The sequence below is a fragment of the Mycobacterium colombiense genome (assembly GCF_003284975.1).
Taxonomy (GTDB): Bacteria; Actinomycetota; Actinomycetes; order Mycobacteriales; family Mycobacteriaceae; genus Mycobacterium; species Mycobacterium europaeum_A.
This window is the reverse complement of record NZ_QMEU01000007.1, coordinates 19,768-45,768: the sequence shown is the minus strand read 5'-3', so window position 1 is coordinate 45,768 and position 26,001 is coordinate 19,768. Positions and strand designations below refer to the sequence as shown.

Annotated in this window: 31 protein-coding genes and 3 tRNA genes; 22 read left to right on the top strand and 12 right to left on the bottom strand. The window is 67.5% G+C overall.

From position 1 onward, the window contains the following. Positions 1 to 103 precede the first annotated feature (103 nt). Positions 104 to 571, top strand: coding sequence for a lipoprotein LpqH (locus tag DQP58_RS04665; RefSeq protein WP_112707323.1), 468 nt, complete (start codon positions 104 to 106; stop codon positions 569 to 571). A 1-nt stretch (position 572) separates the two neighbouring features. Here DQP58_RS04665 and DQP58_RS04660 read toward each other — a convergent pair whose 3' ends face one another. The 6 genes from DQP58_RS04660 to DQP58_RS04635 all read right to left on the bottom strand — a co-directional run bounded on the left by DQP58_RS04660 (position 573) and on the right by DQP58_RS04635 (position 4,859). Continuing rightward, the gene (locus DQP58_RS04660) at positions 573 to 2,084 is read right to left on the bottom strand and encodes a sensor histidine kinase (RefSeq protein WP_112707322.1); all 1,512 of its coding nucleotides are present in this window, start codon (positions 2,082 to 2,084) and stop codon (positions 573 to 575) included. Continuing rightward, the gene (locus DQP58_RS04655; RefSeq protein WP_064880192.1) at positions 2,062 to 2,766 is read right to left on the bottom strand and encodes a response regulator transcription factor; all 705 of its coding nucleotides are present in this window, start codon (positions 2,764 to 2,766) and stop codon (positions 2,062 to 2,064) included. Before DQP58_RS04655 ends, DQP58_RS04660 begins: the two co-directional genes overlap by 23 nt. A 150-nt stretch (positions 2,767 to 2,916) precedes the next feature. Continuing rightward, positions 2,917 to 3,072, bottom strand: coding sequence for a DUF6131 family protein (locus DQP58_RS04650; RefSeq protein WP_007771976.1), 156 nt, complete (start codon positions 3,070 to 3,072; stop codon positions 2,917 to 2,919). Positions 3,073 to 3,096: 24 nt separating this feature from the next. After that, positions 3,097 to 3,336 (bottom strand): hypothetical protein, encoded by a 240-nt coding sequence (locus tag DQP58_RS04645; RefSeq protein ID WP_064880197.1) that lies wholly within the window; start codon positions 3,334 to 3,336, stop codon positions 3,097 to 3,099. 104 nt (positions 3,337 to 3,440) lie between these two features. Then, complete coding sequence (locus tag DQP58_RS04640) at positions 3,441 to 3,851, bottom strand: MmcQ/YjbR family DNA-binding protein (protein ID WP_112707321.1); 411 nt, start codon at positions 3,849 to 3,851, stop codon at positions 3,441 to 3,443. Positions 3,852 to 3,899: 48 nt separating this feature from the next. Then, positions 3,900 to 4,859 carry a class I SAM-dependent methyltransferase gene (locus tag DQP58_RS04635; protein ID WP_112707320.1) on the bottom strand — a complete coding sequence of 320 codons (960 nt, stop codon included), beginning with the start codon at positions 4,857 to 4,859 and terminating at the stop codon, positions 3,900 to 3,902. 126 nt (positions 4,860 to 4,985) lie between these two features. Between DQP58_RS04635 and DQP58_RS04630 the strand changes: the two genes are divergently transcribed. The 4 genes from DQP58_RS04630 to DQP58_RS04615 are packed head-to-tail and all read left to right on the top strand — an operon-like array spanning position 4,986 to position 7,470. After that, on the top strand, positions 4,986 to 5,345 hold the full coding sequence (locus DQP58_RS04630) for a nuclear transport factor 2 family protein (protein ID WP_112707319.1): 360 nt from the start codon (positions 4,986 to 4,988) through the stop codon (positions 5,343 to 5,345). Between the two features lie 39 nt (positions 5,346 to 5,384). Further along, positions 5,385 to 6,383 (top strand): phosphotransferase family protein, encoded by a 999-nt coding sequence (locus DQP58_RS04625; RefSeq protein WP_430915691.1) that lies wholly within the window; start codon positions 5,385 to 5,387, stop codon positions 6,381 to 6,383. 19 nt (positions 6,384 to 6,402) lie between these two features. Then, positions 6,403 to 6,888, top strand: coding sequence for a hypothetical protein (locus tag DQP58_RS04620; protein WP_112707317.1), 486 nt, complete (start codon positions 6,403 to 6,405; stop codon positions 6,886 to 6,888). A gap of 9 nt (positions 6,889 to 6,897) precedes the next feature. Then, positions 6,898 to 7,470 carry a GNAT family N-acetyltransferase gene (locus tag DQP58_RS04615; protein WP_240629561.1) on the top strand — a complete coding sequence of 191 codons (573 nt, stop codon included), beginning with the start codon at positions 6,898 to 6,900 and terminating at the stop codon, positions 7,468 to 7,470. Here the strand turns inward: DQP58_RS04615 and DQP58_RS27375 are convergent. The 3 genes from DQP58_RS27375 to DQP58_RS04600 form a co-directional block, all read right to left on the bottom strand. Continuing rightward, positions 7,467 to 7,595, bottom strand: a complete 129-nt coding sequence (locus DQP58_RS27375; RefSeq protein WP_255361718.1) for a hypothetical protein — start codon at positions 7,593 to 7,595, stop codon at positions 7,467 to 7,469. The genes DQP58_RS04615 and DQP58_RS27375 overlap by 4 nt on opposite strands. A 92-nt stretch (positions 7,596 to 7,687) precedes the next feature. Continuing rightward, positions 7,688 to 7,760 (bottom strand) — tRNA-Arg (locus tag DQP58_RS04605). 43 nt (positions 7,761 to 7,803) lie between these two features. Further along, positions 7,804 to 7,892: transfer RNA gene (locus tag DQP58_RS04600), tRNA-Ser, on the bottom strand. An 83-nt stretch (positions 7,893 to 7,975) separates the two neighbouring features. On the opposite strand from DQP58_RS04600, the gene hisC reads away from it, so the two are divergent. Both hisC and DQP58_RS04590 read left to right on the top strand, forming a co-directional pair. After that, on the top strand, positions 7,976 to 9,043 hold the full coding sequence (hisC, locus tag DQP58_RS04595) for a histidinol-phosphate transaminase (protein WP_112707316.1): 1,068 nt from the start codon (positions 7,976 to 7,978) through the stop codon (positions 9,041 to 9,043). A 10-nt stretch (positions 9,044 to 9,053) separates the two neighbouring features. Then, a complete protein-coding gene (locus DQP58_RS04590) occupies positions 9,054 to 9,515 on the top strand; it encodes a DUF4334 domain-containing protein (RefSeq protein WP_112707315.1) in 462 nt (153 codons plus the stop codon). Positions 9,516 to 9,671: 156 nt separating this feature from the next. On the opposite strand, the gene DQP58_RS04585 is transcribed toward DQP58_RS04590, so the two are convergent. Then, positions 9,672 to 10,256 (bottom strand): TIGR03086 family metal-binding protein, encoded by a 585-nt coding sequence (locus DQP58_RS04585; protein WP_205869335.1) that lies wholly within the window; start codon positions 10,254 to 10,256, stop codon positions 9,672 to 9,674. Positions 10,257 to 10,279: 23 nt separating this feature from the next. On the opposite strand from DQP58_RS04585, the gene DQP58_RS04580 reads away from it, so the two are divergent. The 4 genes from DQP58_RS04580 to DQP58_RS04565 are packed head-to-tail and all read left to right on the top strand — an operon-like array spanning position 10,280 to position 13,756. After that, the gene (locus DQP58_RS04580) at positions 10,280 to 11,104 is read left to right on the top strand and encodes a crotonase/enoyl-CoA hydratase family protein (protein WP_112707313.1); all 825 of its coding nucleotides are present in this window, start codon (positions 10,280 to 10,282) and stop codon (positions 11,102 to 11,104) included. Positions 11,105 to 11,129: 25 nt separating this feature from the next. Then, positions 11,130 to 12,383 (top strand): lipase LipE, encoded by a 1,254-nt coding sequence (gene lipE / locus DQP58_RS04575; RefSeq protein WP_112707312.1) that lies wholly within the window; start codon positions 11,130 to 11,132, stop codon positions 12,381 to 12,383. A gap of 28 nt (positions 12,384 to 12,411) precedes the next feature. Beyond that, on the top strand, positions 12,412 to 12,600 hold the full coding sequence (locus DQP58_RS04570; RefSeq protein WP_112707311.1) for a hypothetical protein: 189 nt from the start codon (positions 12,412 to 12,414) through the stop codon (positions 12,598 to 12,600). 37 nt (positions 12,601 to 12,637) lie between these two features. Further along, complete coding sequence (locus DQP58_RS04565; RefSeq protein WP_112707310.1) at positions 12,638 to 13,756, top strand: hypothetical protein; 1,119 nt, start codon at positions 12,638 to 12,640, stop codon at positions 13,754 to 13,756. Positions 13,757 to 13,763: 7 nt separating this feature from the next. Here the strand turns inward: DQP58_RS04565 and DQP58_RS04560 are convergent. Next, positions 13,764 to 13,850, bottom strand: a tRNA-Ser gene (locus DQP58_RS04560). A 37-nt stretch (positions 13,851 to 13,887) separates the two neighbouring features. Here DQP58_RS04560 and DQP58_RS04555 point away from each other — a divergent pair. Beyond that, positions 13,888 to 14,856 carry an NAD(P)H-quinone oxidoreductase gene (locus tag DQP58_RS04555; protein WP_112707396.1) on the top strand — a complete coding sequence of 323 codons (969 nt, stop codon included), beginning with the start codon at positions 13,888 to 13,890 and terminating at the stop codon, positions 14,854 to 14,856. Between the two features lie 13 nt (positions 14,857 to 14,869). Here the strand turns inward: DQP58_RS04555 and DQP58_RS04550 are convergent, their stop codons facing one another. Beyond that, positions 14,870 to 16,066, bottom strand: coding sequence for a cysteine desulfurase-like protein (locus tag DQP58_RS04550; protein ID WP_112707309.1), 1,197 nt, complete (start codon positions 16,064 to 16,066; stop codon positions 14,870 to 14,872). 118 nt (positions 16,067 to 16,184) lie between these two features. Here DQP58_RS04550 and DQP58_RS04545 point away from each other — a divergent pair, with 118 nt between their 5' ends. The 10 genes from DQP58_RS04545 to DQP58_RS04500 all read left to right on the top strand — a co-directional run bounded on the left by DQP58_RS04545 (position 16,185) and on the right by DQP58_RS04500 (position 25,999). Continuing rightward, a complete protein-coding gene (locus tag DQP58_RS04545) occupies positions 16,185 to 18,182 on the top strand; it encodes a DUF6541 family protein (RefSeq protein WP_112707308.1) in 1,998 nt (665 codons plus the stop codon). Between the two features lie 79 nt (positions 18,183 to 18,261). Then, positions 18,262 to 18,714 (top strand): bacterial proteasome activator family protein, encoded by a 453-nt coding sequence (locus DQP58_RS04540; protein ID WP_240629566.1) that lies wholly within the window; start codon positions 18,262 to 18,264, stop codon positions 18,712 to 18,714. 20 nt (positions 18,715 to 18,734) lie between these two features. Beyond that, entirely contained in the window at positions 18,735 to 19,529 is a 795-nt protein-coding gene (gene wzt, locus DQP58_RS04535) for a galactan export ABC transporter ATP-binding subunit Wzt/RfbE (RefSeq protein WP_112707306.1), read from the top strand. Beyond that, positions 19,526 to 20,446, top strand: coding sequence for a galactofuranosyltransferase GlfT1 (glfT1, locus tag DQP58_RS04530; protein ID WP_112707305.1), 921 nt, complete (start codon positions 19,526 to 19,528; stop codon positions 20,444 to 20,446). Before wzt ends, glfT1 begins: the two co-directional genes overlap by 4 nt. Beyond that, a complete protein-coding gene (gene wzm / locus DQP58_RS04525; protein ID WP_112707304.1) occupies positions 20,443 to 21,273 on the top strand; it encodes a galactan export ABC transporter permease subunit Wzm/RfbD in 831 nt (276 codons plus the stop codon). Before glfT1 ends, wzm begins: the two co-directional genes overlap by 4 nt. A 70-nt stretch (positions 21,274 to 21,343) precedes the next feature. Next, the gene (locus DQP58_RS04520; RefSeq protein ID WP_112707303.1) at positions 21,344 to 22,768 is read left to right on the top strand and encodes an HNH endonuclease signature motif containing protein; all 1,425 of its coding nucleotides are present in this window, start codon (positions 21,344 to 21,346) and stop codon (positions 22,766 to 22,768) included. Positions 22,769 to 22,840: 72 nt separating this feature from the next. Continuing rightward, the gene (locus DQP58_RS04515) at positions 22,841 to 23,320 is read left to right on the top strand and encodes a GreA/GreB family elongation factor (RefSeq protein WP_112707302.1); all 480 of its coding nucleotides are present in this window, start codon (positions 22,841 to 22,843) and stop codon (positions 23,318 to 23,320) included. Positions 23,321 to 23,432: 112 nt separating this feature from the next. Then, positions 23,433 to 23,798, top strand: a complete 366-nt coding sequence (locus tag DQP58_RS04510; protein ID WP_112707395.1) for a GtrA family protein — start codon at positions 23,433 to 23,435, stop codon at positions 23,796 to 23,798. A 32-nt stretch (positions 23,799 to 23,830) separates the two neighbouring features. Continuing rightward, on the top strand, positions 23,831 to 25,222 hold the full coding sequence (locus DQP58_RS04505; protein ID WP_112707301.1) for an FAD-binding oxidoreductase: 1,392 nt from the start codon (positions 23,831 to 23,833) through the stop codon (positions 25,220 to 25,222). Further along, positions 25,223 to 25,999, top strand: a complete 777-nt coding sequence (locus DQP58_RS04500) for a decaprenylphospho-beta-D-erythro-pentofuranosid-2-ulose 2-reductase (RefSeq protein WP_112707300.1) — start codon at positions 25,223 to 25,225, stop codon at positions 25,997 to 25,999. It abuts the gene before it with no gap. The last annotated feature ends 2 nt before the right edge of the window (positions 26,000 to 26,001 follow it).

Sequence of the window (26,001 nt, the reverse complement as noted above, 5' to 3'; positions counted from 1 at the left end):
AGCAACAATTTCTGCGGGTTCTGGATCCCGACCCAGTTAACCCGCATACTGCCCAGACGGCCCTCAATGCCGAGGACCGCAACTATCGGGCAAAGGAGAACAGGTGAAGCGTCAACTGACGGTCGCGGTTGCTGGAGCGGCGATTCTTGCCGCGGGTATTTCGGGCTGTTCGAGTAACAAATCAAATGGCGTTTCGACCTCGGTGCCGGGAGGCTCCGTGTCGGCCGGCGGCAACAACTCGTCGAAGGTCATCATCGACGGCAAGGATCAGAACGTTCAAGGCACGACTGTCTGCACCAAGGCTGGCGGCAACATCTCAATCGCGGTCGGTGGGAACCAAACCGGGATCAGTGTCGTGCTCGCCGACGCCAATCCGCTCGCGGTGAAGGCGGTCCAGCTCGGCAACGTCAACGGCGTGACGCTTCAGTACGCGCAAGGTAGTCAGGGCAACGCCTCGGCGACCAAGGACGGCAACACCTACAAGGTCACCGGCACCGCCAGCGGCGTCGACATGGCTAACCCGATGCAACAGGTGAGCAAGCCGTTCGAAATCGACGCGACTTGCTCCTGAGCTAAGAATCGCGGGCGGGCGGTTGCCATCCATTGGGTGGCAACCGCACCGTGAACTCGGTCCGCCCCGGCGCGCTGTCCACATCGATCGTCCCGTTGTGCGCCTTGACAACCGCGGAGACGATCGCCAAACCCAGCCCGGTGCTACCGCCCTTGCGCGAGCGCGAAGAGTCGCCGCGGGCGAACCGCTCGAAGACCTCGGATTGCAGCGCCGCCGGGATGCCGGGCCCGTTGTCGATGACCTGCAGCACGGTGTGCGACGGCTCGGTGCTCAACCGCGTGGTGACGATGGTGCCCGCCCCGGTGTGGACGCGGGCGTTGGCGAGCAGATTGGTCAGCACCTGGTGTAGCCGCGCCGCATCCCCTGTGACGACCACCGGTTCTTCGGGCAGGTCGAGTTCCCACTGATGATCGGGTCCGGCGACGTGTGCGTCGTTGACCGCGTCCACGGCCAACCGCGACAGATCCACCGGTTCGCGTTCCAACGGCCGGCCCGAATCCAGCCGGGCCAGCAGCAGCAGGTCCTCGACGAGGCGCGTCATCCGTTCGGTCTCGGACGCCACCCGGCTCATCGCCTGCGCCACCGCCTCGCGATCGTCGCCCATCCGCTGCGTCAGTTCGGTGTAGCCGCGGATCGCCGCAAGCGGCGTGCGCAGTTCGTGACTGGCATCGGCGACGAACTGGCGAACCCGCGTCTCGCTGGCCTGCCGCGCCGACAGGGCGGCGGCGATGTGGTCAAGCATCTGGTTGAGGGCGGCGCCGAGTTGCCCCACCTCGGTGGACGGATTGGCGTCGGACTCGCGCACGCGCACCGGCAGTTCGACCTCGCCGCGCGCCAGCGGCAAGCCGGCTACCTTGCTCGCGGTCTGCGCGACGCGGCGCAACGGCGCCAGCGCCCGCCGGATGATGATCACCCCGGCCGTGGTGGCGGCGACCAGCGCGATGACCGTCACGATGGCGAAGATGACCAGCATCCGCATCAGGGTGGTGTCGATGTTGGCCATCGACAGGCCGGTGACGATGACGTCGCCGCCATTTCGGCTCGGGGCGGCGACGACCCGGTAGCGGCCCAGCCCGTCCAGGTTCAGCGTCACCGGCTTGCGACGGTCGGCGATCGCGGACAGCTGCTGCTGGGCGGCGGGGCTCAGCTCGGCCCGGTCGCCGCTGCTCGTGGTGTAACCGGCGTCCACCGTGTTGCCGTGGCTGACCACCGCCGCCACCATGCCCGCCGGCTGCCCCGGGGCATCGAGGAACCGCGGACCGGGCCCCGGCCGTGGATAGACGTGCTGATGCCGCCAGCCCGAATGCGGCGGCTCGGGATACATCAGCGCCGAGCGATAGGAGGTGCCGGCCAGCTGTCCGTCGAGCTGTGCCACCAGGTGGTGGAGCAGCGCCAGCTCGGTTGCCGCGGTGATGCCCACACAGACGATGGCCAGGACGACGATCTGTCCGACCAGCAGCCGCAGCCGCAGCGACCAGACTCGCCGCGCGTCAGCGGGCCGGCTTAAGGACATAACCCGCGCCGCGCAGCGTGTGGATCATCGGCTCTCGGCCGTTGTCGATCTTCTTGCGCAGGTAGGAAATGTAGAGCTCGACGATGTTGGATCGGCCGCCGAAGTCGTAACTCCATACCCGGTCCAGGATTTGGGCCTTGCTCAGCACCCGCTTGGAATTGCGCATCATGAAGCGCAGGAGCTCAAACTCGGTGGAAGTCAACGAAATTGGTTCGCCGGCGCGGGTGACCTCGTGGCTGTCCTCGTCGAGCACCAGGTCCCCGACCACCAGCTGTGCGCCGCTGTCCACCGTGGTGACCCCGGTGCGGCGCAACAGCGCCCGCAGCCGCAGCACGACCTCTTCGATGCTGAACGGTTTGGTGACGTAGTCGTCGCCACCGGCGGTCAGCCCGGCGATGCGGTCTTCGACCGCGTCCTTGGCGGTGAGCAGCAGCACCGGCAGCTGCGGGTTCTCCTCGCGCAGTTTGTGCAAGACGTCGAGCCCGCTCATGTCGGGCAGCATCACGTCGAGAACCACCACGTCGGGCCGCTGTGAGCGGGCCGAAGCGATGGCCGACGCGCCGTCGCCGGCGGTGGAGATGTTCCAGCCCTCGTACCGCAGTGCCATTGACACCATGTCGGCCAGGACGGATTCGTCGTCGACGACCAAAACGTTGATCGGGTTGCCGTCCGCACGGCACATGACAACCCGCTCTACCGAGGCTCGGGGCTGCGTCACAAGTTCCAGTATCCGCCGACGGCTGAGCCGCGGCTATGCCAACCCTATGCGTGGCCTGTGAAACAAATCGCGCGACTGCTGAGCAGTCGCGCGATTTGTTCTTCAGTCAAGCCGTTAATACCAATAGCGCCGGCCGGCGACCGGGCGGCCGACCGAGCCCAGGATCCACAGGATCGCGCCGATGACCAGCAACACGATGCCCAGCGTGGTCAGAATCGGTACGTGGAAAAAGTATCCGAGAATAAGCAGGACAATCCCTAAGATAACCATGTCGACTTCCTTTTGAGTGAGCGGTTAGAGGTTGATCGATTGCATTGAACTTGGTTGCGGCAGATGGCAATCCGTGACTTTCGGATTGACACCGAAGTAATTCAAGGGTCCGGCGATCACGGTCACCGCAACCGTGCCCGCCGAGGCGCATGATGTGTTGTCGTTTTTGAAGTAGTCGCGCTGCCACGCCGCGAAGACTCCGATCAGCAACCACACCAACGCAACCGTTCCGATGATCCCGCTGCCACGCATCGTGACCTCCAATGTGGACGAGAAGAAGTTTCTCGTGGACGTGAAGTTACCCATTCGACTTATGTCTAAACATGCAATTGGTTATGCGGCAGTGCTTGTCGGCACGACTCACCGCGTCAGAGGTGATCAGCGAGCCAGGTCGCGGCCCGCTTCTTCGACGCCCGGGACAGCCAGGCGTCCTGGATCAACTCAGCTAATTCGGTTCTGCTGATTTCGCCCAGCCGACTGGCCCGCACCAGGACCGAGGGGTGCCCGTCGAAGTGGTCCGTGGTGAAAAACGGCGATTCGGGATCGGAAACCAGCGCCAACTTGTCGCTCTCCGATTCCACCCAGAGCATGATCACGTCGGCATAGCGTTCGCCGGTGTCCGGATCGGTCGCGTCGGGCCGGGGCGTGCGGAAAAAGACGAACGACTTCCCGCCCACCTGGTAAATGGCGTTGCCCTTGGGTCCCTCCAGGCGCTTAACGTGCGGCATCGCGGCGGCGATCTCGTGCACGTCGCTGAGCCGGGCGCGTCGGGCAGCCATGACGGCGAGCGTACCGGTGGCCGGCGACGGTGGTGAGAAACGTTGCCCCTAAGGGGATTTGATCTCCCTCGCCGTTCGCTGCGCGGACACGTAGAGGGTGGGCGGCATGGAGTCCTCCGCCCCCTGCGGCACGCTGCGGTCATACCGCGCCATCAACTCCGCGAACGACGCCGTCGTGACATCCCAGCCGCGCTCGCGCAGCCAGGCGTCCACCGGCGTGCGCTCCTCGGCGTACCAGAGGTCGTCGAAGTCCGTGATCTCGGCGTTGACCAGCTCGGCGGCCGCCGCCCGCATCCGTCGCATGTCGTCACGCTGCCGCTGCACCCGGCCGGGGTCGGTGAACCCGGAGTCGGGCACGTTGGAGGCGAGCCAACTGCCCGCGACGCTCAGCGAGTCGATCCGCTCGAACAGCAGGTCCTGGGCCTGCGCCGGCAGGTAGCGAACCAGTCCCTCGGCCGACCAGACGGCGGGCTTCGAGGCGTCAAATCCCGCCTCCTGCAGCGCTTTCGGCCAATCCTGACGTAGGTCTATCGCAACGTTGACCAGCCGCGCCTTCGGTTCCGCGCCGTGCTCGCGCAGTGTCTCGGACTTGAATTCCAGCACCTTGGGCTGGTCGAGCTCGTAGACGACCGTGCCGTCGGGCCACGGCAGCCGCCAACTGCGCGCGTCCAGGCCGGCCGCCAGGATCACCACCTGCCGAACGCCGGCCTCGGCGGCGCCGAGGAAGAACTCGTCGAAGAACGCCGTCCGGGTGGCCATGAAGTCGACCATCAGTTGCAGCCGGTCGCGCAGATCCGGCTCGATGTCGCCGGCCTTGGCCAGCAGCGCGGGATCGGCGTAGATGCTCCACATCCCCTCGCCCGCGGCGTCGACGAACACCCGCGCGAACGGATCGCTGATCAGCGGGTTCTCGCTCTCGGTCTCGGCCGCGCGAGCCGCGGCGACACCCAGCGCGGTGGCGCCCACGCTTTGAGTGATCTCCCAGGAATCATCGTCGGTCCGCGGCATGGCCAGTTCCCTTCCCCAGAAAGTAAGTTACGCACACTATTCTTCCAGTCACCGCCGCCCGAGGCCGCCCGTCGCCGCTGTCCTAGTCTTTTTCCCAGACGGTCCACAGGTTGCAAAGGGAGTGCCATGACGCCCATCCCGTCGCGCACGCCGCAGGAGGTGTTCGCCCACCACGGCGCCGCACTGGCCGCGGGCGACCTCGACGAGATCGTTGCGGACTACGCCGAGGATTCCGTGGTGATCAGCCCCGCCGGCATCGCCCGCGGCAAGCACGCCATCCGTCAGGTGTTCCAGAAGCTGCTCGCCGACCTGCCGAACGCCCAGTGGGACTTGAGAACTCAGCTTGTCGACGAAGACGTGCTGTTCCTGGTGTGGACGGCTGATTCGGCCGTCAACCGGGTCGACGACGGCGTGGACACCTTCGTGTTCCGTGACGGCATGATCCGAGCGCAAACCGTCCGATACACGCCGCACCCGAAGGGCTGACGAGTGGAACCCGTGAATCTGGAAGCCGTAGCGCAGTGGATGTCCGGGCAGGGGCTCGGTGAGGGGCCCTTGCAGAACGTTTCCAACGTCACCGGCGGCACCCAGAACGTGATGCTGCGATTCACCAGGGCCGGCCGGCAATACGTGCTGCGGCGCGGGCCACGGCACTTGCGCCCGCGCAGCAACAGCGTGATCCTGCGGGAGACGAAAGTCCTTGCCGCACTTGCCGGTTCCGATGTCCCGCATCCGCACCTGATCGCCGCCTGCGAGGACCCGAGCGTGCTGGGCGACGCCGTCTTCTACCTGATGGACCCGGTCGACGGCTTCAACGCGGGCGAGGGCCTGCCGCCGCTGCACGCCGGCGACGCCAAGGTGCGCCACGGGATGGGCCTGTCGATGGCCGACGCGCTGGCCAAGCTGGGCGCCGTCGACCACGTCGCGGTGGGGCTGGCCGACTTCGGCAAGCCGGAGGGTTTCCTGGAACGCCAGGTGCCACGCTGGCTTTCGGAGCTGGAGTCCTACAACGAGTACGAGGGCTACCCCGGGCCCGACATCCCGGGCATCGAGGAGGTGTCCACCTGGCTGGAACGGCATCGGCCGGCCAATTGGACCCCGGGCATCATGCACGGCGACTACCACGCCGCCAACGTGATGTTCTCGCGGACCGGGCCCGAGGTGGTCGCGATCGTCGACTGGGAGATGTCCACGATCGGGGATCCGCTGCTGGACCTGGGCTGGCTGCTGGCCACCTGGCGCCAGCCCGACGGTTCCAGCGTGTTCAGTCATGCCCTGGGCGGCCAGGACGGGCTGGCCGGCACCGATGAGCTCTTCGAGCGCTACGCCGCCAACACCGCCCGCGACCTGTCCCATATCACCTGGTACACCGTGCTGGCCTGCTTCAAGCTCGGGATCGTGATCGAGGGGACGCTGGCCCGGGCGTGCGCCGGACAGGCGGAGAAGGAGGTCGGCGACCAGTTGCACGCGGCCACGGTGCATCTGTTCGAGCGGGCGCTGGGCCTCATCTCCAGCGAGACCTGACCTACTAACATCTCGTCTCGTGCCGCCTTATCCCGAGGAACCGGATTTCTACTCCGAGCCCACCGCGGCCGCGCGGTACGGCGGATCCTACGAGCCCGAGGCCCCACCGCCCGAGCCGCCGACGCCCTGGTACCGCCGTCCGGCGGCGCTGGTCGCGGCCGGCGCCCTCGGGGTGATCCTGCTGGCCGCGGTGGTGTTCGCGGTGGTCAAGCTCACCAGCGGCTCGCCGGCGCCCAGCCCCGCGACCACCACGACGGCCGTCCCGTCCACCACCACGCCGGTGACCACCACGACGCACGCCCCGCGGCACCACGGCGGCGGTGGCGGCGCCCCCACCGAGACGGTGACCGAGACCGCGCCGCCGCCGAGCACCGACACTCCCACGACCACGGAGCCACCGAGCACGGTCACTGTTTCGCCGAGCACCGAAACCAGCACCGTCACGCAGACCGTGACACAACCGCCCCGACGGGGACCGTTCCAGCCGTTCCAGCCCCGCCCGTAGCGAGGCGACGTGCACGCAAGCGGCGGCGTGGTCCGCCCGGCGGCTGCGGCGGATGCGGCTGCGTGCCTTGCCATTTACCGGCCGTACGTCGAGCACACGGTCATCAGTTGGGAGATCGACGTCCCGACCGAAAACGAGATGGCCGCGCGCATCGCCGCCGCGCAGGCCGGCCACGAATGGCTTGTCCTGGAACGCGATCGGCGGGTGATCGGCTTCGCCTACGGGCACGCGTTCAATCGCCTTGCCACGTACCGGTGGTCGACCGAGACCGGGATCTACCTAGAGGCCGGCCATCGCCGAACCGGCGGGGGCCGCGCGCTCTACACCGAGCTGTTGCGCAGGCTCACCGAGCGGGGCTACCGGCAGGCGTTCGCCGGCATCACCCAACCCAACGGGGCCAGCACCGGCTTCCACCGCGCGTTCGGGTTCGTCGACGCGGGGCTGTACCGCCGCGTCGAATGGAAGCACGGCGGCTGGCACGACGTCGCGTGGATGCAGCTGGACTTGAGGCCCGGCGCCGCGCCGGATGCGCCACCCGGCCCGATCGTCTCGCCGGGCGGGGCGCGCGAGTCGGGGGCCTAGCCGCCGGCGCCGCCACCGCCCAGGAAGCCACCCGCGCCGCCGCCACCGACGAAACCACCGGCACCGCCGCCACCCAGGAAACCGCCGCCCGCGCCACCACCGATTTGCTCAATGCTGATTGTCATGGGCGGAAGGTATCGACGGAAAACCGCGCCGACAAGAAACTGGGTCTGAACGATTCGAATCATTTCGGGTTGCCCGACCCTGAGCTAGTGTGCGCGCCCGAAGGGATTCGAACCCCTAACCTTCTGATCCGTAGTCAGATGCTCTATCCGTTGAGCTACGGGCGCCTGTTCTTCAGTTGTCGTTCCGTGTTGCCGCTAAAGGATCTAGCGGAGGCGAGAGGATTTGAACCTCCGGTCCCCTTTGAGGGGGACAACTCATTAGCAGTGAGCCCCATTCGGCCGCTCTGGCACGCCTCCCTTGGACTTTCTGAGGGTACCGACCCCTTTCCGGTCTCGCGGAACCGGCCATACTGTACACAGCTGACACGTAAACTGTCGAAGTGACTGCCCGCCTGCGCAACGAACTGGCCGGACTGCCAGTGTATGTGCCCGGCAAGAACGTGCCGGGCTCGATCAAACTGGCCAGCAACGAGACCGTGCACGGGCCGCTGCCCAGCGTGCACGCGGCCATCGAGCGCGCGGTAGCCGTCGTCAACCGCTATCCCGACAACGCCAGCGTCGACCTCAAGGCCGCGCTGGCCATGCACCTGGGTTCCGACGTCGCGCCCGAGCACATCGCGGTCGGCAGCGGTTCGGTCACGCTGTGCCAGCAGCTGGTTCAGATCACCGCGGCCGCCGGCGACGAGGTGATGATCGGCTGGCGCAGCTTCGAGTGCTACCTGCCCATCATTCAGGTGTCCGGGGCCGCCACCGTCAAGGTGCCGCTGACCGACCACACGCACGACCTCGACGCGATGCTCGCCGCGGTCACCGACCGCACCCGGCTGATCTTCGTGTGCAACCCCAACAACCCGACGTCCACCGTCGTCGACCCGGACGCCCTGACGCGCTTCGTCGAGGCCGTGCCGCCGCACGTCCTGGTCGCCATCGACGAGGCCTATTCCGAATACATCCGCGACGGCCTGCTGCCCAACAGCCTGGAGCTGGCCCTGACCCACAGCAACGTCGTTGTGCTGCGGACCTTTTCGAAGGCCTACGGGTTGGCGGGCCTGCGGGTCGGCTACGCGGTTGCCCACCCGGACCTGATCACCGCGCTGGACAAGGTCGTCATGCCGTTCGCGGTGACCAACGTCGCGCAGGCGGCCGCCATCGCGTCGCTCGAGGCCTCCGATGAGCTGATGGCCCGCACCGATGCGCTGGTCCTCGAGCGCGCCCGGGTCAGCGCGGGACTGCGCGAGGCCGGGTTCGAGCTACCCCGGTCGCAGGCCAACTTCGTCTGGCTACCGCTGGGCGAGCGCACCACCGACTTCACCGAGCAGGCCGCAGAGGCGCGCCTGGTGGTGCGGCCGTTTGCTGACGAGGGTGTGCGTGTCACCATTGGGGCGCCGGAGGAAAATGACGCCCTGCTGCATTTTGCCCGCGATTGGATTGCCCGCACCGAATCGTAAGGAGTCGCCCGTGGACCTCGCGCGGAAGAAGTTCACCGAGTTCAAAGAGCGCAGCGGCGACATCGCGGATTCCGAGCTCGACGACTTCTGGGCCGAACTGGCACCCGCGACCATCGAGGGGATGCTCGGCGAATGGAAGGGCGGCGAATTCCAGACCGGCCACAAGATGAACGGCCAGTTGGAAAAGGCCGGCTGGTACGGCAAGACCTTCAAGTCCGCCCGCGACGTGCAGCCGCTGGTCTGCCTGGACGCCGACGGCAACAAGTTCTCCAACGTCGAGCTGGGCAAGGGCGAGGCCAGCCTGTGGCTAGAGGACTTCCGCGGAGAGGTCACCGCCACCATGGTTTACGACGGCCAGCCGGTGCACGACCACTTCAAGAAGATCGACGACGACGCCGTGCTGGGCATCATGAACGGCAAGGGCGTGCGGGATAACGGCAAGTACTACTACTTCTACCTGGAACGCGAGTAGGTCTGGGTTCTCGGCTGTGCCTTCGTGCCGCCGAGTGTTGAATTGACGGCGTTGAGCGTGCATCCAGGGCGGCGCACGCCGTGCGAACCCGCCGTGGCTTCACACTCGATGCCCAGACTTCACACTCGACAGCACTAGCGGGATATACAGCCCGAATCAGCCCACTGGGTTGCGGCCCGTGAACGCGACCAACTGTTCGAGCGCGCCGGCGTCCTCGGGGACGTCGACCGGGTCGTCGAATCCGGCCTGACCGCGTAGCTCCGGCCTGATGATCTGCCGCGCCAGGCCCAGCACGTATTCGGACAACGGCTCGGGCGCGTTGACGTCGTGGCCCACCGCGGCGGCGTAATCCCAAGCGTGGACCAGGAATTCGATCGACAGGATGCCGCACGCGCTTTTCGCGGGGATCTCGCCCTTGCCGAACGGCACCGACCCGTCCAGGCCGTGGCGGTGCCAGGCGTCCAGCGTGGGCCGGGCCGCGGCGATCACCTGGCGCTCCACCGAATCGCCTTCCTCGCGCTCCGGGATCTGGGCGCCGACCATGCCGCCCAGCGCCGAGATCGAGTTCAGCAGATGCCCGGTCAGCGCTGAGACGTCGAATTCCGTGCAGGGCGTCCGTCGGGACAGGTCGCCGGCGGCGATGGTGTGGACCACCCGCTGCAGCACCCCCAGCGTGTCCTCGGCGCTGTGCAGCTCGTCGGTGGGCGGGGAATGCGGTCCGGGTCGCAAGTCGGGAGCCATATTCGCCACGCTACGGTCTCGATATGGCGCAAGCATACGAATCCGTCACCGTCGAGACGAAAGACCACGTCGCCCAGGTGACGCTGATCGGGCCGGGCAAGGGCAATGCGATGGGACCGGCCTTCTGGTCGGAGCTGCCCGAACTGTTCGCCGCGCTGGACGCCGACCCCGAGGTGCGGGCCATCGTGCTGGCCGGCTCGGGCCGCAACTTCAGCTACGGCCTGGACGTGCCGGCGATGGGCGGCTCGTTCACCCCGCTGCTGTCCGGCGACGCGCTGGCCGGCCCCCGCGCGGTGTTCCACCGCGAGGTCAAGCGCATGCAGGGCGCCATCACCGCTGTCGCCGATTGCCGCACCCCCACAATCGCCGCGGTGCACGGCTGGTGCATCGGCGGCGGCGTCGACCTGATCTCGGCGGTGGACATCCGCTACGCCAGCGCCGACGCCAAATTCTCGGTGCGCGAGGTCAAGCTGGCCATCGTCGCGGACGTCGGCAGCCTGGCCCGCCTACCGCTGATCCTGAACGACGGACACCTGCGCGAGCTGGCGCTCACCGGCAAGGACATCGATGCGGCCCGCGCCGAGAAGATCGGTCTGGTCAACGACGTGTACGCCGACGCCGACGCCACCCTGGCGGCCGCGCACGCCACCGCCGCGGAGATCGCGGCCAATCCCCCGCTGACCGTGCACGGCATCAAGGACGTGCTCGACCAGCAGCGCACCGCGGCCGTCTCAGAGAGCCTGCGGTACGTGGCCGCCTGGAACGCGGCATTCCTGCCGTCGAAGGACCTGACCGAGGGCATCTCGGCGACGTTCGAAAAGCGCCCGCCGCAGTTCACCGGCGAGTAGTCCCGCACCACGTACCCTCGCTGGGGTGAACCAGCCGCGTTCAGCGCCTCCCGACGGCAGGATCCGCCTCCCGGCCGACCTGGGCTCCGTGACGACGATCGGCGCCGAGGACCACTCCGAAATCGACAGCGCCGCCATCGACAGGATCTGGCAGGCCGCCCGGCATTGGTACCGGGCCGGCTTTCACCCCGCCATCCAGCTGTGCATCCGCCGGCACGGCCGTGTCGTGCTGAACCGGGCGATCGGCCACGGGTGGGGCAATGCCCCGAGCGATCCGCCCGACGCGGAGAAGATCACCGTCACCCCCGACACACCGTTTTGTGTGTACTCGGCCGCCAAGGGCATGGCGGCGACCGTGGTGCACATGCTCGTCGAGCGCGGCGTGTTCTCGCTCGACGACCGGGTGTGCGAATACATCCCGACGTTCACCAGCCACGGCAAGCACCGGATCACCATCCGGCACGTGATGACGCACAGCGCCGGACTGCCCTTTCCCACCGGGCCCCGACCCGACGTCACCCGCGCCGACGACCACAAGTACGCGCAGCAGAAGCTAAGCGAGCTGCGGCCCCTCTACCGTCCCGGACTGATGCACATGTACCACGCGCTGACCTGGGGTCCGCTGGTGCGCGAGATCGTCTACGCGGCCACGGGCAAGGAGATTCGCGAGATCTTGGCCACCGAGATCCTCGACCCACTCGGCTTCCGCTGGACCAACTTCGGCGTCGCCAAACAGGACGTCGCGTTGGTCGCGCCGAGCCACGCCACCGGGCGCACGCTCCCGCCGGTGGTCGCCCAGATCTTCCGCAAGGCGATCGGCGGAACCGTGCACGAGATGATCCCGTACACGAATTCGCCGATGTTCTTGACCACCATCATTCCGTCGTCCAACACGGTGTCGACCGCGCAGGAGATGTCGCGGTTCGCCGAGATATGGCGCCGCGGAGGCGAACTCGACGGCGTGCGGGTGATCAGCCCGGAGACCATGTACGGCGCGGTGACCGAATGCCGAAGACTACGACCGGATTTCGCGGTCGGGCTGCGGCCGGCCCGGTGGGGTACCGGCTACATCCTCGGCACCAACCGGTGGGGCCCGTTCGGGCGTAACGCACCGAATGCGTTCGGCAACCTGGGCCTGGTCAACATCGCGATCTGGGCCGACCCCGCGCGCGGCCTGTCGGCCGGCGTGGTGAGCAGCGGCAAACCCGGGCGCGATCCCGAGGCCCGCCGGTACACAGCCCTGCTGGACACGATCACCGCCGAAATCCCATCCGGTTGACGACGACGGCAGTGGGAACACTGCCTTCATGGCTACCTATCGAGTGCTCGACCCGAAGGGCGAGGTCGTCGCGACCAAAGACATCGAAAGCGCCGACGACGCACACGCGTGGTTCGTCGACCAGAAGGCCGACAACAGCGAGCTCGGCTGGCGGATGGAAGTCGAACACGACGGCGAGTGGCATTTCTTCGACGACAGCGAGGGCGACCGAAGCTAGGTGTTTGTCCCCCGGCTCGCGGGGCAACCAACAAGGCATGGACTCGCAACGCTTCCGCAAGCTGCTGGACGCACCGGGGCCGTTCGCTTCGGTGTACTTCGATGACTCACACGACACCCATGACGCCGAGGCGCAACTCGAGCTCAAGTGGCGGGCAATCAAAGAAGAACTGGAACGTTCGCACGCCGCCGCTACGGTCGTCGACCAGATCGAGGACGCGATCAAAAACCTGCGGCCGCCGATCGGCCGCAGCGGGCGGGCGGTGATCGCCAGCGCCGACGGCGTGGTGATCAACGAACATCTGGCCCGCCCCGCCGCGACCGACGTCGTCCGCGTGTCCGAATTGCCTTATCTGGTGCCGATTCTCGAGCAGAGCTTCGATCATCCCGATTATGTGCTGGCGGTCGTCGACCACAGCGGTGCCGACATCACCACTCACATCGGCGGAACGCTGCGCGACGAGACCGTGGACGGCGGTGGTCATCCCGTGCACAAAGCCGCCGGTGCGGAAACCGCGGGCTACGGCGACCCCCAATTGCGCACCGAAGAGGCCGCACGCAAGAACCTGCGCGCCGTCGCCGACCGCGTCGCCGAACTGGCCGACGACAAGGCCATCGAGGTGATCTTTGTGGTGGGCGAGGTGCGCTCGCGGTCCGATCTGCTGGCCGAGTTGCCGGAACGGCTACACGAGCGCACGGTGACACTCGAGGTCGGAGCCCGGCACAGCGGGCACGACTTCGGCGAGATCGAGCAGGCCATCGAAGCCGAGTTCGTCAAGCGCCAGCTGCGCACCATCGACGATGCCGCCCAGCGCTTTACCGCCGAGATCGGGCGGCAGTCGGGGCTGGCGGCCGAGGGCTTGGGTCCGGTCTGCTCGGCGCTGCGTCAGGGCGCCGTGGAAACGCTGATCATCGGTGACATCGGCGACGCGACCGTCGTCGCCGACGAAGGCCTGACGACGCTCGCCCCCAACGAGAACGTGCTGTCCGAGCAGGGCGCCGCCCCTGCCAAGACGCTGCGGGCCGACGAAGCGCTGCCGTTCTCGGCGATCTCGGTGGGCGCCGCACTGGTGCGCACCGACGAGCGGATCTCCCCGGCCGACGGGGTGGGCGCCGTGCTGCGCTACGCACCCACGCTGCACCAGAGCGTTGAGTGATCGCGAGCGGTGGCGGAGGGATTTGAACCCCCGGACGGTGTTAGCCGTCTCTCGCTTTCAAGGCGAGTGCATTAGGCCGCTCTGCCACGCCACCGCTGATCAGGGTAGCGGGACTCGGTAGCGTGGCCACCATGCGCGCCATCGTCGCCGAATCTTCCGATCAGCTCTCCTGGCAGGAGGTGCCCGACGTTTCCGCCGGACCCGGTGAGGTCTTGATCAAGGTCACCGCCGCCGGAGTGAACCGGGCCGACCTGCTGCAGGCGGCCGGCAAGTACCCGCCCCCGCCGGGAGCGAGCGAGATCATCGGCATGGAAGTGTCGGGCGTGATCAGCGAAGTCGGCGCCGACGTGGCGGAATGGTCTGTCGGACAAGAGGTGTGCGCGCTGCTCGCCGGAGGCGGTTACGCCGAGTACGTCGCCGTCCCGGCCGGCCAGCTGCTGCCCATTCCCGATGGCGTCGATCTGGTCGACGCGGCCGGGCTGCCCGAGGTGGCCGGCACGGTGTGGTCGAACCTGGTGCTGACCGCCCACCTGAGCAGGGGCCAGCTGCTGCTGACGCACGGCGGGGCCAGCGGCATCGGAACGCACGCGATCCAGGTCGCCCGGGCGCTGGGCGCGCGGGTGGCCGTCACCGCCGGATCGCAGGAAAAGCTGCAGACCTGCCGCGACCTGGGCGCCGAGATCACCATCAACTACCGCGACGAAGACTTCGTCGCCCGGCTGCAGGAGCACGGCGGCGCCGACGTGATCTTCGACATCATGGGCGCGTCATACCTGGACCGCAACATCGACGCCCTGGCCACCGACGGGCAGCTCGTCATCATCGGCATGCAGGGCGGCATCAAGGGCGAGCTCAACATCGGCAAGCTGCTCGCCAAGCGGGCGCACGTCATCGGCACCACGCTGCGCGGGCGGCCGGTGAGCGGGCCGAACAGCAAGAGCGAGATCGTTGCGGCCGTGACGGCCAAGGTGTGGCCGATGATCGCCGACGGCCGGGTCCGCCCGATCATCGGCGAGCGGATGCCCATCGAGCAGGCCGGCGCCGCGCACCGGAAGCTCGCCGACGGAGAGGTGCACGGCAAGGTCGTGCTGACCGTCTAAAAGCGGACCGGGCTCAACCCAGCGAGGCCAGCGCGCGGACCAACTGGTCGACTTCGGCCGTCGTCGAGTAGTGCGCCAAGCCGACGGTGACCGCGCCGCCAATGTCGTTGACGCCCAATACGTCCAGCGCGCGGGAACTTTCGTTGGTGACGGCCAGAATTCCATTGTCCGCCAACCGCTGCACGACGCGTTCGGCGGGCACGCCGTTCAACGCGAAACTGACCACCGGGATGCGCACCTCTGGACGGCCGATCACCATCACCAACGGCAGCGAGCGCAACGACACCATCAGGTAGTCGTAGATCCGGTTCAGGTACGCCGTGGCGGATTGCATCGACACCGCCAGGCGTTCCCGCCGGCTGCCGCGGGCGGATTCGTCGAGCGAGGCCAGGTACTCGATGCTGGCCACCACCCCAGCCAGCAGACCGAACTGGTGCGCGCCGATCTCGAGGCGCGCCGGCCCGGTCGCCTTGGGATCCGGCGAGATGGAACTGAACGAGTTGAGCAGCGCCGGATCGCGGAACACCATGGCCCCGATCGGCGGACCGCCCCACGCCGCGGCGTTCACCGCCACCACGTCGGCGTCGGTCTCCTTCACGTCGAGCAACCGGTAGGGCGCCGCGGCGGAATGGTCGACCACCACCAGGCCGCCGACGTCGTGCACCAACTTGGTCATCGCCCGCAGGTCAGTGACCGTGCCCAGCGTCGCGGAGGCCGAGGCGACGGCGACCAGCCGGGTCGACTTGCCGATCAGGCCCTCCCACTGCCACGTCGGCAGCTCACCGGTCTCGATGTCGATCTCGGCCCACTTGACCTTGGCGCCGTAGCGGTGCGCCGCGCGCAGCCACGGGGCGATGTTCGCCTCATCGTCCAGGCGGCTGACGATGACCTCGTAGCCCAGGCCGGCCCGCGACGACGACGCCTCGGCCAGCGCCGAGAGCAGGATCGCCCGATCGGCGCCCAGCACGACGCCTGCGGGTTCGACGTTGAACAGATCGGCCACCGCCGCCCGCGCAGCCTCGAGAACGGCGGCACTGCGCTGCGCCGACGGATGCGCGCCCACGGTGGTGGGACCGGACCGGCGGAAGGCGGTCGACACGGTGGTCGCGACGGAATCGGGAACCAGCATCCCGCCCGGGGCGTCGAAGTGCACCCACCCGTCACCCAGCGACGGATGCAGTCCGCGCACCCGGGCGACGTCGTATGCCATGTGGGCCACCTTAGAGCTTCCGCTTTTTTGCGAAACTGTGACGGTAGCGGGTGCCACAGACGTTCCGGCCAGTCGGTGGCCTCCCGAGCCAGGGCACCCGGCCAGCCATACTAGTCGAGTGGGGCTCTGGTTCGGAACGCTCATTGCATTGTTCTTGCTGATAGCGCCCGGGGCGATCATCGCACGTATCAGTCAGTTGTCGTGGCCGGTCGCTGTCGCGGTCGGCCCGGCGCTGACCTACGGCGTGGTCGCACTTGCCATTATTCCGTTTGGTGCCATCGGAATTCCGTGGAACGGGTGGACGGCGCTGGCGGCGCTGGTCGTGGTGTGCCTGCTGATGACCGGTTTAGCGCTGCTGCTCGCCCGCTACCGCGACCGCGACGCCGAGGCCCGCGGGGTCAGCCGGTGGCCGGCCATCACGGTGGGGGCCGGAGTGGCGCTGGGGGGCCTGCTCGTCATGTGGGCCGCCTACCGAGGGCTGGCCGCCCATTGGCAGACCATCCCGAGCACCTGGGACGCCGTCTGGCACGCCAACGAGGTGCGGTTCATCCTGGACACCGGCCAGGCGTCGTCGACGCACATGGGCGAGCTGCGCAACGTCGAGACCCATAAGACGCTGTACTACCCGTCGGTGTTCCACGCGCTGATCGCGGTGTTCTGCCAGCTGACCGGGGCGGCGCCCACGACCGGCTACACGCTGAGCTCAGTTGCCGCATCGGTGTGGCTGTTCCCCACCAGCGCGGCGATGCTGACCTGGCATCTGCTGCGGTCGCGCACCACCGAGTGGCGCTGCGCCGGGGCGGCGGCCACCGCGGCCGCGCTGTCCGCGTCGTTCACCGCGATCCCCTACGTCGAATTCGGCGTCGCCGCGATGCCCAACCTGGCCGCCTACGGGGTCGCGGTGCCCGCGTTCGTCCTGATCGCCTCCACGCTGCGACACCGCGACCGCATCCCGGCGGCCGTGCTGGCCTGGGTGGGAGTCATGTCCGTGCACATCACCGGCGGCGTGATCGTGTTGTTGTTCCTGGTGGCCTGGTGGGTGATCGATGCGCTGTGGCATCCGGTGCGCGGCAGGGTGGCCGATTTCGTCGCGCTGGCCTGCGTCGCGGTGCTGACCGGATTGATCCTGCTGCCGCAGTTCATCAGCGTCCAGGGACAGGAAGACATCATCGCGGGGCATTCCTTTCTGACCCACCTCAGCAAAAAGCGGGGATTGTTCGACGCGGTCTTCCAGCACTCCCGGCACCTCAACGACTTCCCGTACCAGTACGGGCTCATGGCGCTCGCGATCATCGGCGGCCTGCTCTTCGCCTACAAGAGGATCTGGTGGCCGCTGGCGGTCTGGCTGCTGCTCGTGGTGGTCGACGTCGACGCGGGAACGCCGCTCGGCGGTCCGGTCGGTGCGGTGGCCGGGATGTTCGGCGAGTTCTTCTACAAAGATCCGCGCCGGATCTCGGCGGCCATCACCCTGCTGCTGGAGCCGATGGCCGGCGTCGCGCTGTTCACGATCGTCGTCGGCGTCGTCGGCGTCGCGAAACGAGTGGCCGCCCGGGTCAGACCGTCCCTGGCAAGCGATCGGCGCCTCGGCCCGGCCCCGCTGTGGATCGCGGCCACCGCGGCGCTGCTGGTGGCGGCCACCGTGCTCACCGGCCGCCACTACCTCTATCGGCACATCGTGTTGTTCGGCGACAAGTACGACTCGGTGATGATCGACCAGCGCGATCTGATGGCGATGGCCTATCTGGCCAAGCTGCCCGGCGCGCACGAGACGCTGATCGGCAACGCCAACACGGACGGCACGGCCTGGATGTACGCCGTCGCCGACCTGCATCCGCTGTGGACCCACTACGACTACCCGCAACAGATGGGGCCGGGTCCCAACCGGTACATTTTCTGGACCTCGGCCCGCAAAGGCGATTCCGATCCGCGGGTCCTCGAGGCGATCAAAGCGCTCAATGTTCGGTACATCTACACGAGCACGCCGACTGTCCGGGGGTTCGCCGTACCCGAAGGACTAGTGTCACTGGATAAGTCGAAGTCGTGGGCGCTGATCTACGACAATGGCGGTGCCCGAATTTATGAATGGCGCGGAACCGGCGCGACGCCCCACTCATAGTCCCAAAGGATGGTGTGAAGAGTTGAGTACCCGCAACGATGACGACGGCGTCGAAATCATCGGCGGCGTCGACCCGCGGATGATGGCGCTAGCCGACGACGACGCCGACGAGCGTTCCCTGACCGACCTGGTGGAGCAGCCGGCCAAGGTGATGCGGATCGGGACCATGATCAAGCAACTGCTCGAGGAGGTGCGCGCCGCACCGCTCGACGAGGCCAGCCGTAACCGGCTGCGCGAGATCCACGCGACCAGCATCCGCGAACTGGAGGAGGGCCTGGCGCCGGAGTTGCGCGAGGAGCTGGACCGCCTGACCCTGCCCTTCAACGAGGACGCGGCGCCGTCCGACGCCGAATTGCGGATCGCGCAGGCACAGTTGGTCGGCTGGCTGGAAGGACTGTTCCACGGCATCCAGACCGCGCTGTTCGCCCAGCAGATGGCCGCCCGCGCACAGCTGGAAAAAATGCGCCAGGGCGCGCTGCCGCCGGGCATCGGTAAGCCCGGTGGCGCGCCCGGGCACGGTCAGTACCTGTAAGCGAACTCGAGTAGTTGACGGTGTCGGGTCCTCACATCGAGACGCACAACGCATGGGTGGAATTTCCCATCTTCGATGCGAAGTCGCGTTCGTTGAAGAAGGCCTTCCTGGGCAAGGCCGGCGGCACGATCGGCCGCAACAGCTCCAACGTGGTGGTGGTCGAAGCGCTGCGCGACATCACGATGTCCCTCGAGCTGGGTGACCGGGTGGGGCTGGTGGGCCACAACGGGGCGGGCAAATCGACTCTGCTGCGCCTACTTTCGGGCATCTACGAACCCACCCGGGGGTGGGCGCAGGTCACCGGCCGGGTCGCGCCGGTCTTCGATCTCGGGGTCGGCATGGACCCGGAGATCTCGGGTTACGAGAACATCATCATTCGCGGCCTGTTCCTGGGCCAGACGCGCAAACAGATGCTGGCCAAGGTCGATGAGATCGCCGAGTTCACCGAACTGGGCGACTACCTGTCGATGCCGCTGCGCACCTATTCCACCGGCATGCGTGTCCGGCTGGCGATGGGCGTGGTCACCAGCATCGACCCCGAGATCCTGCTGCTCGACGAGGGCCTCGGGGCGGTGGACGCCGACTTCTTGAAGAAGGCGCAGTCGCGGTTGCAGAGTCTGGTGGAGCGCTCCGGAATCCTGGTGTTCGCCAGCCATTCCAATGAATTCCTGGCCCGGCTGTGCAAGACGGCGATGTGGATCGATCACGGCGTCATCCGCATGTCGGGCGGCATCGAAGACGTGGTGCGCGCGTACGAAGGCGAAGACGCGGCCCGGCACGTCCGCGAGGTGCTGGAAGAGACCGCCGCGGGATGAGTGAGACCGTCTTCGCCGTCGTCGTCACCCACCGGCGCCCCGACGAGCTGGCCAAGTCGCTCGATGTGCTGAGCACCCAGACCCGGCTGCCCGATCACCTGATCGTGGTGGACAACGATTTTTCCGGCGACGGCAGGGTCGGCGACCTGGTGGCCGGCCAGCCGATCCCCACCACCTACCTGGCGTCACGCCGAAACCTCGGCGGCGCAGGGGGTTTCGCGCTGGGCATGCTGCACGCGCTGGCCCAGGGCGCCGACTGGGTGTGGCTGGCCGACGACGACGGGCGCCCGCAGGATTCGGGCGTGCTGGCCACCCTGCTGGCCTGCGCCGAGAAGTACGGCCTGGCCGAAGTCTCACCGATGGTGTGCAACTCCGACGACCCGGAACGGCTCGCGTTTCCGCTGCGGCGCGGCCTGGTATGGCGCAGGCGCGCAAGCGAATTGCGCACCGAGGCGGGTCAGGACCTGCTGCCCGGGATCGCGTCGCTGTTCAACGGGGCGTTGTTTCGGGCCGCCACCCTGGAAGCGGTCGGCGTCCCGGATCTGCGGCTGTTCATCCGGGGCGACGAGGTCGAGATGCATCGCCGGCTGGTTCGCTCTGGCCTGCCGTTCGGGACCTGTCTGGACACCATCTACCTGCATCCCTGCGGATCCGATGAGTTCCGGCCGATTCTGGGCGGCCGGATGCACACCCAGTATCCCGACAACCCCACCAAGCGGTTCTACACCTACCGCAACCGCGGTTACCTGTTGTCGCAGCCCGGCCTGCGCAAGTTGGTGGTGCAGGAGTGGGTCCGGTTCGGCTGGTTCTTCCTGGTGGCCCGTCGCGACCCGCGCGGCCTGGCCGAATGGATCCGGTTGCGGCGCTTGGGGCGTCGCGAGCGGTTCGGGAAGTACGATGCGGGAGGTTCCCGGTGACGTTCGTCGACGCGGCGGCACAGTCGCGCACCTTCACCCGCGCCCGCGGCGATCTCGTCGACGGCTTTCGCCGCCACGAGCTGTGGCTGCACCTGGGCTGGCAGGACATCAAGCAGCGCTACCGGCGTTCGGTGCTGGGGCCGTTCTGGATCACCATCGCGACCGGTACCACCGCCGTCGCGATGGGCGGCTTGTACTCCAAGCTGTTTCATCTCGAGCTGTCGGTGCATCTGCCGTACGTCACCCTGGGGCTGATCATTTGGAACCTGATCAACGCCGCCATCCTGGAGGGTGCCGACGTCTTCGTCGCCAACGAGGGTCTGATCAAGCAGTTGCCCACGCCGCTGAGCGTGCACGTCTACCGGCTGGTGTGGCGCCAGCTGATCCTGTTCGCGCACAACATCGTCATCTACGTCGTCATCGCGATGATCTTCCCCAAACCCTGGTCGTGGGCCGACCTTTCGGTGCTCCCCGCGCTGGCGCTGATCGTGCTGAACTGCATCTGGGTGTCACTGTGTTTCGGCATCCTCGCCACCCGCTACCGCGACATCGGCCCGCTGCTGTTCTCGATCGTGCAGCTGCTGTTCTTCATGACGCCGATCATCTGGAACGACGACACCCTGCGGCAGCAGGGCGCGGGGCGCTGGTCGAAGATCGTCGAACTCAACCCCCTGCTGCACTACCTCGACATCGTGCGCGCCCCTTTGCTGGGCTCGCATCAGGAACTGCGGCACTGGGCCGTGGTGCTGGTGCTGACCGCCGTCGGCTGGCTGCTGGCCGCCTTCGCGATGCGCCAGTATCGGGCCCGGGTGCCGTACTGGGTGTAGCGGCCGAGGTTATCCACAGCCCGGAATTGCCCGGGGGCGGGACGTCGGCGCGGGCGCTACAGTCGAATGTATGTTCGATGGCCTGGCCGACGCCGAGGTGGTCGACGTCCTGTCGGACGCGGCGCGCTCGCAGAATGCGCAATGCGCGCGCGAGCTGGCGGCCATCGGCGAGTTGTATGCGCGGCGAGCGCCGGCCGATGATGCGGATCGTTTCAATTGGGCCGTCGACGGACACGAAAATGTGGTCGCCGAAGTCGCCGCGGCGTTGCGGATCAGTCGCGGGCGGGCCGCGGGTCGGCTGCGGTACGCGATCGCGCTGCGTGAGCGGTTGCCCCGGGTGGCTGAGGTGTTCGCACGCGGCGACATCGACTTCCGCGTGATGGCGGCACTGGTCTATCGCAGCGAGCTCATCGAAGACGCCGAGCTGATCGCTCGGCTCGACGCCGCGGTTGCCCGGCACGCGCGAGGTTGGCTGCGGCTGTCGGGTCCGAAGCTCGTTGAGCGCATCGACATGTGGGTGGCGCGGGTCGACCCTGCCGGGCTGCGCGTGCCGGGCCAGCGCACCCAGGATCGTTATGTCGAGATCGACACCACCAGCCCGGGGCTGGCCGCGGTGTGGGCGCAACTGGCGGCCACCGACGGGGCGGCGTTGGACCGCAAACTGGACGCCATTGCCGCGACGGTGTGCCGCGAGGACCCCCGTACCAAGGCCCAGCGCCGCGCCGACGCGCTGGGGGCCCTGGCAGCCGGGTCGGACTTGCTGCGCTGCTCCTGCGGCGCTCCGGATTGTCCAGCGGCACAGAGACCGTCGAACACCAGCGTGGTGATCCACGTGTTGGCCGAACGGTCCGCGATCAACGGCGAATCGCACGCTCCCGGGTATGTGTCCGGGTTCGGTCCGTTGCCGGCGGCGTTGCTGCGCGACCTCGCCGGTGTCGCCAAACATAAGCCCTTGGCACTACCGCCGGACCGCGCGGAAGCCGGCTATCGGCCCTCGACGCCCCTGGCCGAATTCATTCGATTCCGGGATCTGACCTGCCGATTCCCGGGTTGCGACGCCCCGGCCGACGGCTGCGACATCGACCATACGGTGCCGTTTCCGCTCGGCCCCACGCATCCGTCCAACCTCAAGTTGCTCTGCCGGTACCACCATCTGCTCAAGACGTTCTGGACGGGCTGGAGCGACAGGCAGCTGCCGGACGGCACCGTGGAGTGGACGTCACCTTCTGGCCAGACCCATGTCACCAAAGCCCTTGGCGGCCTGTACTTTCCGGCGCTGTCGACCCCGACGGGCGTGCTTGCGCCACCCGCCGAACAGCCTTCGCCGACCGGAGATCGCGGAGTCATGATGCCAGTCCGGCAACGAACCCGGGAACAGGACCGCGCCGCCCGGGTGCGCCGGGAGCGCGCCATCAACGAAGCGCGCATCGGTACCCTGGCGGCGCGCGACGCCGATCGCTTGGCGCCCAACAACAACGATCCGCCGCCGTTCTAGGTGGTGGCGGGGGCCTCGTCGTGGTGTCACACTGGAACGCCACCTGAGCAACCGGTCGAAAGGTCCACCGACGTGAGCAAAAAGGTCCCATCGGCAGCGGACGCCGCGCGGAACAACCTCGAAGCGGAGCTGGACCGGCTACGGCAACGGCGCGAGCGCCTCGAGGCCGAGGTCAAGAACGACCGCGGGATGGTGGGCGACCACGGTGACGCGGCCGAGGCGATCCAGCGTGCGGAGGAACTGGTGGTGCTCACCGACCGGATCGCCGAATTGGACCGGCGCCTGCGGGCCGGGCCGTCGGACACCGACGCGTCGGAGACGCTGCCCGGCGGCACCGAGGTGACGCTGCGGTTCGCCGATGGTGAAGTGGTCACGATGCAGGTGATCTCCATCGTCGAGGAGACTCCCGTCGGCGGGGAGGGTGAGACGTTGACCGCGCGCAGTCCGCTGGCCCAGGCCCTGGCCGGCCGCAAACCCGGCGACACGGTCACCTATTCGACGCCGCAGGGCGAGAACCAGGTCGAGTTGATCTCGGTCAAGCTGCCCCGCTGACGCTCGCCGGGAAAAGCCCGGCGGCCCCGTTAGACTCCCCTCGATGGTTGCCCCGCTGCCCGATTCCGCGTCCGAGGACGTGCGCCCGGGCTTGCCCCTGACCACGCAGGTCATCCGGTTCGTCGTCACCGGTGGCCTGGCGGGGATCGTGGACTTCGGGCTCTACCTGCTGCTGTGGAAGGGCCTGGGCGTCCAGGTCGACCTGTCCAAGGCCACCAGCTTCATCGTCGGCACCATCACCGCCTACCTGATCAACCGCCGCTGGACCTTCCAGGCGACTCCCAGTACCGCCCGGTTCGTCGCGGTCATGGTTCTCTACGCCGTCACGTTCGCGGTCCAGGTCGGGCTCAACCACCTGTGCCTGACGTTGCTGCACTACCGGGGGTGGGCGCCGCTGGTCGCATTCGTGATCGCCCAGGGCACCGCGACGGTGATCAACTTTGTGGTGCAGCGGGCCGTAATCTTCCGCATCCGCTGAGCCGCCATCGGCAGGCGGTACCCTCTTTGACGATGTCGAGCACCGATCCAGTGACCAAGCCCGCCCAGTTGATGGGCTTCGGGCGCACCGCGCCGTCGGTGGCCCAGGTGCTCTCCACCCGCGATCCCGAGGTGATCGCGAAGGCCGTGGCCCGGGTGGCCGACTCGGACGACCCCAAGGGCCGGGGCGTGATCGCCCGGGGCCTGGGCCGCTCCTACGGCGACAACGCCCAAAACGGCGGCGGCCTGGTGATCGACATGACCGGGCTCAGCCGCATCCACTCGATCAACGCCGACACCCGGCTGGTCGACGTTGAGGCCGGGGTCAGCCTGGACCAGTTGATGAAGGCCGCGCTGCCGTTCGGGCTCTGGGTCCCGGTGCTGCCGGGAACCCGCCAGGTCACCGTCGGCGGCGCGATCGCCTGCGACATCCACGGCAAGAACCACCACAGCGCGGGCAGCTTCGGTAACCACGTCCGCTCGATGGACCTGCTCATGGCCGACGGCACCGTCCGCACCATCACCCCCGACGGGGAGGACGCTGAGCTGTTCTGGGCGACCGTCGGAGGCAACGGCCTGACCGGGATCGTGCTGCGCGCCACCATCGCCATGACTCCGACGGAGACGGCGTATTTCGTCGCCGACGGCATCGCCACCAAGGACCTCGACGAGACGGTCGCCGTTCACCTCGACGGCAGCGAAGCCAACTACACCTACTCCAGCGCCTGGTTCGACCTGATCAGCCCGCCACCGAAGCTGGGCCGCGCCGCGGTCAGCCGGGGCAGCCTGGCCAAGCTGGACCAGCTACCCAAGAAGCTGGCCAAGAACCCGCTGAAATTCGATGCGCCGCAGCTGTTGACGGTGCCGGACGTGTTTCCCGTCAGCGCGATGAACAAGCTGTCGTTCATGGCGATCGGCGAGGTGTATTACCGGCTGGGCGGCACCTACAGCGGCAAGATCCAGAACCTGTCGCAGTTCTATCACATGCTGGACCTGGTCAGCGGCTGGAATAATGCTTACGGGCCAAGGGGTTTCGCCCAACACCAATTCCTGGTTCCGCCGGACGCTATGGACGAATTCAAGGCCATCATCCGGTGGATCCAGACCAGCGGGCACTACTCGGCGCTCAACGTGTTCAAGCTCTTCGGCCCAGGCAACCGCGCGCCGCTGAGTTTCCCGATGGCCGGCTGGAACGTCGCCATGGACTTCCCCAACAAGCCGGGGATCAACGAGTTCCTCAACGAACTCGACCGGCGCGTCCTGGAATTCGGCGGAAGGGTCTACACCGCTAAGGATTCCCGGGTGAGCGCAGAAACCTTCCACGCCATGTATCCGCGCATCGACGAATGGATCGCGATACGCCGCAAGGCCGACCCCCTGCGGGTGTTCGCCTCCGACATGGCCCGACGTTTGGAGCTGCTGTAAATGGTGCTCGATGCCGTAGGTAATCCGCAGACCATCCTGCTGCTCGGCGGAACCTCCGAGATCGGCCTGGCCATCTGCGAACGCTACCTGCAGAACGCGCATGCGCGAATCATCTTGGCCGCCATGCCCAATGATCCGGCCCGGGACGCCGCCGTGGCCCAGATGAAGGCCGCCGGTGCCCGCTCGGTCGAGCTGATCGACTTCGAGGCCACCGACCCCGACACCCACCCGAAGACGATCGAGGCGGCCTCTAATGCCGGCGGCGCCAACGGAGATATAGACGTCGCGATCGTCGCCTTCGGCATCCTCGGTGACGCCGAGGAGTTGTGGCAGAACCAGCAGAAGGCGGTGCTGGCCGCCGAGATCAACTACACCGCAGCGGTTTCGGTGGGCGTGCTGCTGGGTGAGAAAATGCGCGCCCAGGGCTTCGGGCAGATCATCGCGATGAGCTCGGCCGCCGGTGAGCGGGTGCGGCGGTCCAACTTCGTCTACGGCTCCACCAAGGCCGGGTTGGACGGGTTCTATTTAGGTCTCGGAGAGGCGCTACGTGAGTACGGGGTTCGCGTGCTGGTGATCCGGCCCGGCCAGGTGCGCACCCGGATGAGCGCGCACGTCAAGGAGGCCCCGCTCACCGTCGATAAGGAATACGTCGCCAACCTCGCGGTGACTGCGGCCGCCAAAGGTAAGGAATTGGTTTGGGCACCAGCAGCATTCCGCTATGTGATGATGGTGTTACGACACGTCCCGCGTCCCATCTTCCGCAAGCTTCCCATCTGATC

What these genes read in the sequence shown, in the direction of transcription:
- DQP58_RS04585 (WP_205869335.1), bottom strand. Translation starts at nt 10,256, where the DNA reads ATGGCTCCCGACTTGCGACCCGGACCGCATTCCCCGCCCACCGACGAG.
- DQP58_RS04565 (WP_112707310.1), top strand. Translation starts at nt 12,638, where the DNA reads ATGGACTCGCAACGCTTCCGCAAGCTGCTGGACGCACCGGGGCCGTTC.
- DQP58_RS04650 (WP_007771976.1), bottom strand. Translation starts at nt 3,072, where the DNA reads ATGGTTATCTTAGGGATTGTCCTGCTTATTCTCGGATACTTTTTCCAC.
- DQP58_RS04500 (WP_112707300.1), top strand. Translation starts at nt 25,223, where the DNA reads ATGGTGCTCGATGCCGTAGGTAATCCGCAGACCATCCTGCTGCTCGGC.
- DQP58_RS04550 (WP_112707309.1), bottom strand. Translation starts at nt 16,066, where the DNA reads ATGGCATACGACGTCGCCCGGGTGCGCGGACTGCATCCGTCGCTGGGT.
- DQP58_RS04580 (WP_112707313.1), top strand. Translation starts at nt 10,280, where the DNA reads ATGGCGCAAGCATACGAATCCGTCACCGTCGAGACGAAAGACCACGTC.
- DQP58_RS04520 (WP_112707303.1), top strand. Translation starts at nt 21,344, where the DNA reads ATGTTCGATGGCCTGGCCGACGCCGAGGTGGTCGACGTCCTGTCGGAC.
- DQP58_RS04660 (WP_112707322.1), bottom strand. Translation starts at nt 2,084, where the DNA reads ATGTCCTTAAGCCGGCCCGCTGACGCGCGGCGAGTCTGGTCGCTGCGG.
- DQP58_RS04640 (WP_112707321.1), bottom strand. Translation starts at nt 3,851, where the DNA reads ATGGCTGCCCGACGCGCCCGGCTCAGCGACGTGCACGAGATCGCCGCC.
- DQP58_RS04540 (WP_240629566.1), top strand. Translation starts at nt 18,262, where the DNA reads ATGATGGCGCTAGCCGACGACGACGCCGACGAGCGTTCCCTGACCGAC.
- DQP58_RS04655 (WP_064880192.1), bottom strand. Translation starts at nt 2,766, where the DNA reads ATGTGCCGTGCGGACGGCAACCCGATCAACGTTTTGGTCGTCGACGAC.
- DQP58_RS04630 (WP_112707319.1), top strand. Translation starts at nt 4,986, where the DNA reads ATGACGCCCATCCCGTCGCGCACGCCGCAGGAGGTGTTCGCCCACCAC.
- DQP58_RS04570 (WP_112707311.1), top strand. Translation starts at nt 12,412, where the DNA reads ATGGCTACCTATCGAGTGCTCGACCCGAAGGGCGAGGTCGTCGCGACC.
- DQP58_RS04625 (WP_430915691.1), top strand. Translation starts at nt 5,385, where the DNA reads ATGTCCGGGCAGGGGCTCGGTGAGGGGCCCTTGCAGAACGTTTCCAAC.
- DQP58_RS27375 (WP_255361718.1), bottom strand. Translation starts at nt 7,595, where the DNA reads ATGACAATCAGCATTGAGCAAATCGGTGGTGGCGCGGGCGGCGGTTTC.
- glfT1 (WP_112707305.1), top strand. Translation starts at nt 19,526, where the DNA reads ATGAGTGAGACCGTCTTCGCCGTCGTCGTCACCCACCGGCGCCCCGAC.
- DQP58_RS04555 (WP_112707396.1), top strand. Translation starts at nt 13,888, where the DNA reads ATGCGCGCCATCGTCGCCGAATCTTCCGATCAGCTCTCCTGGCAGGAG.
- DQP58_RS04635 (WP_112707320.1), bottom strand. Translation starts at nt 4,859, where the DNA reads ATGCCGCGGACCGACGATGATTCCTGGGAGATCACTCAAAGCGTGGGC.
- DQP58_RS04505 (WP_112707301.1), top strand. Translation starts at nt 23,831, where the DNA reads ATGTCGAGCACCGATCCAGTGACCAAGCCCGCCCAGTTGATGGGCTTC.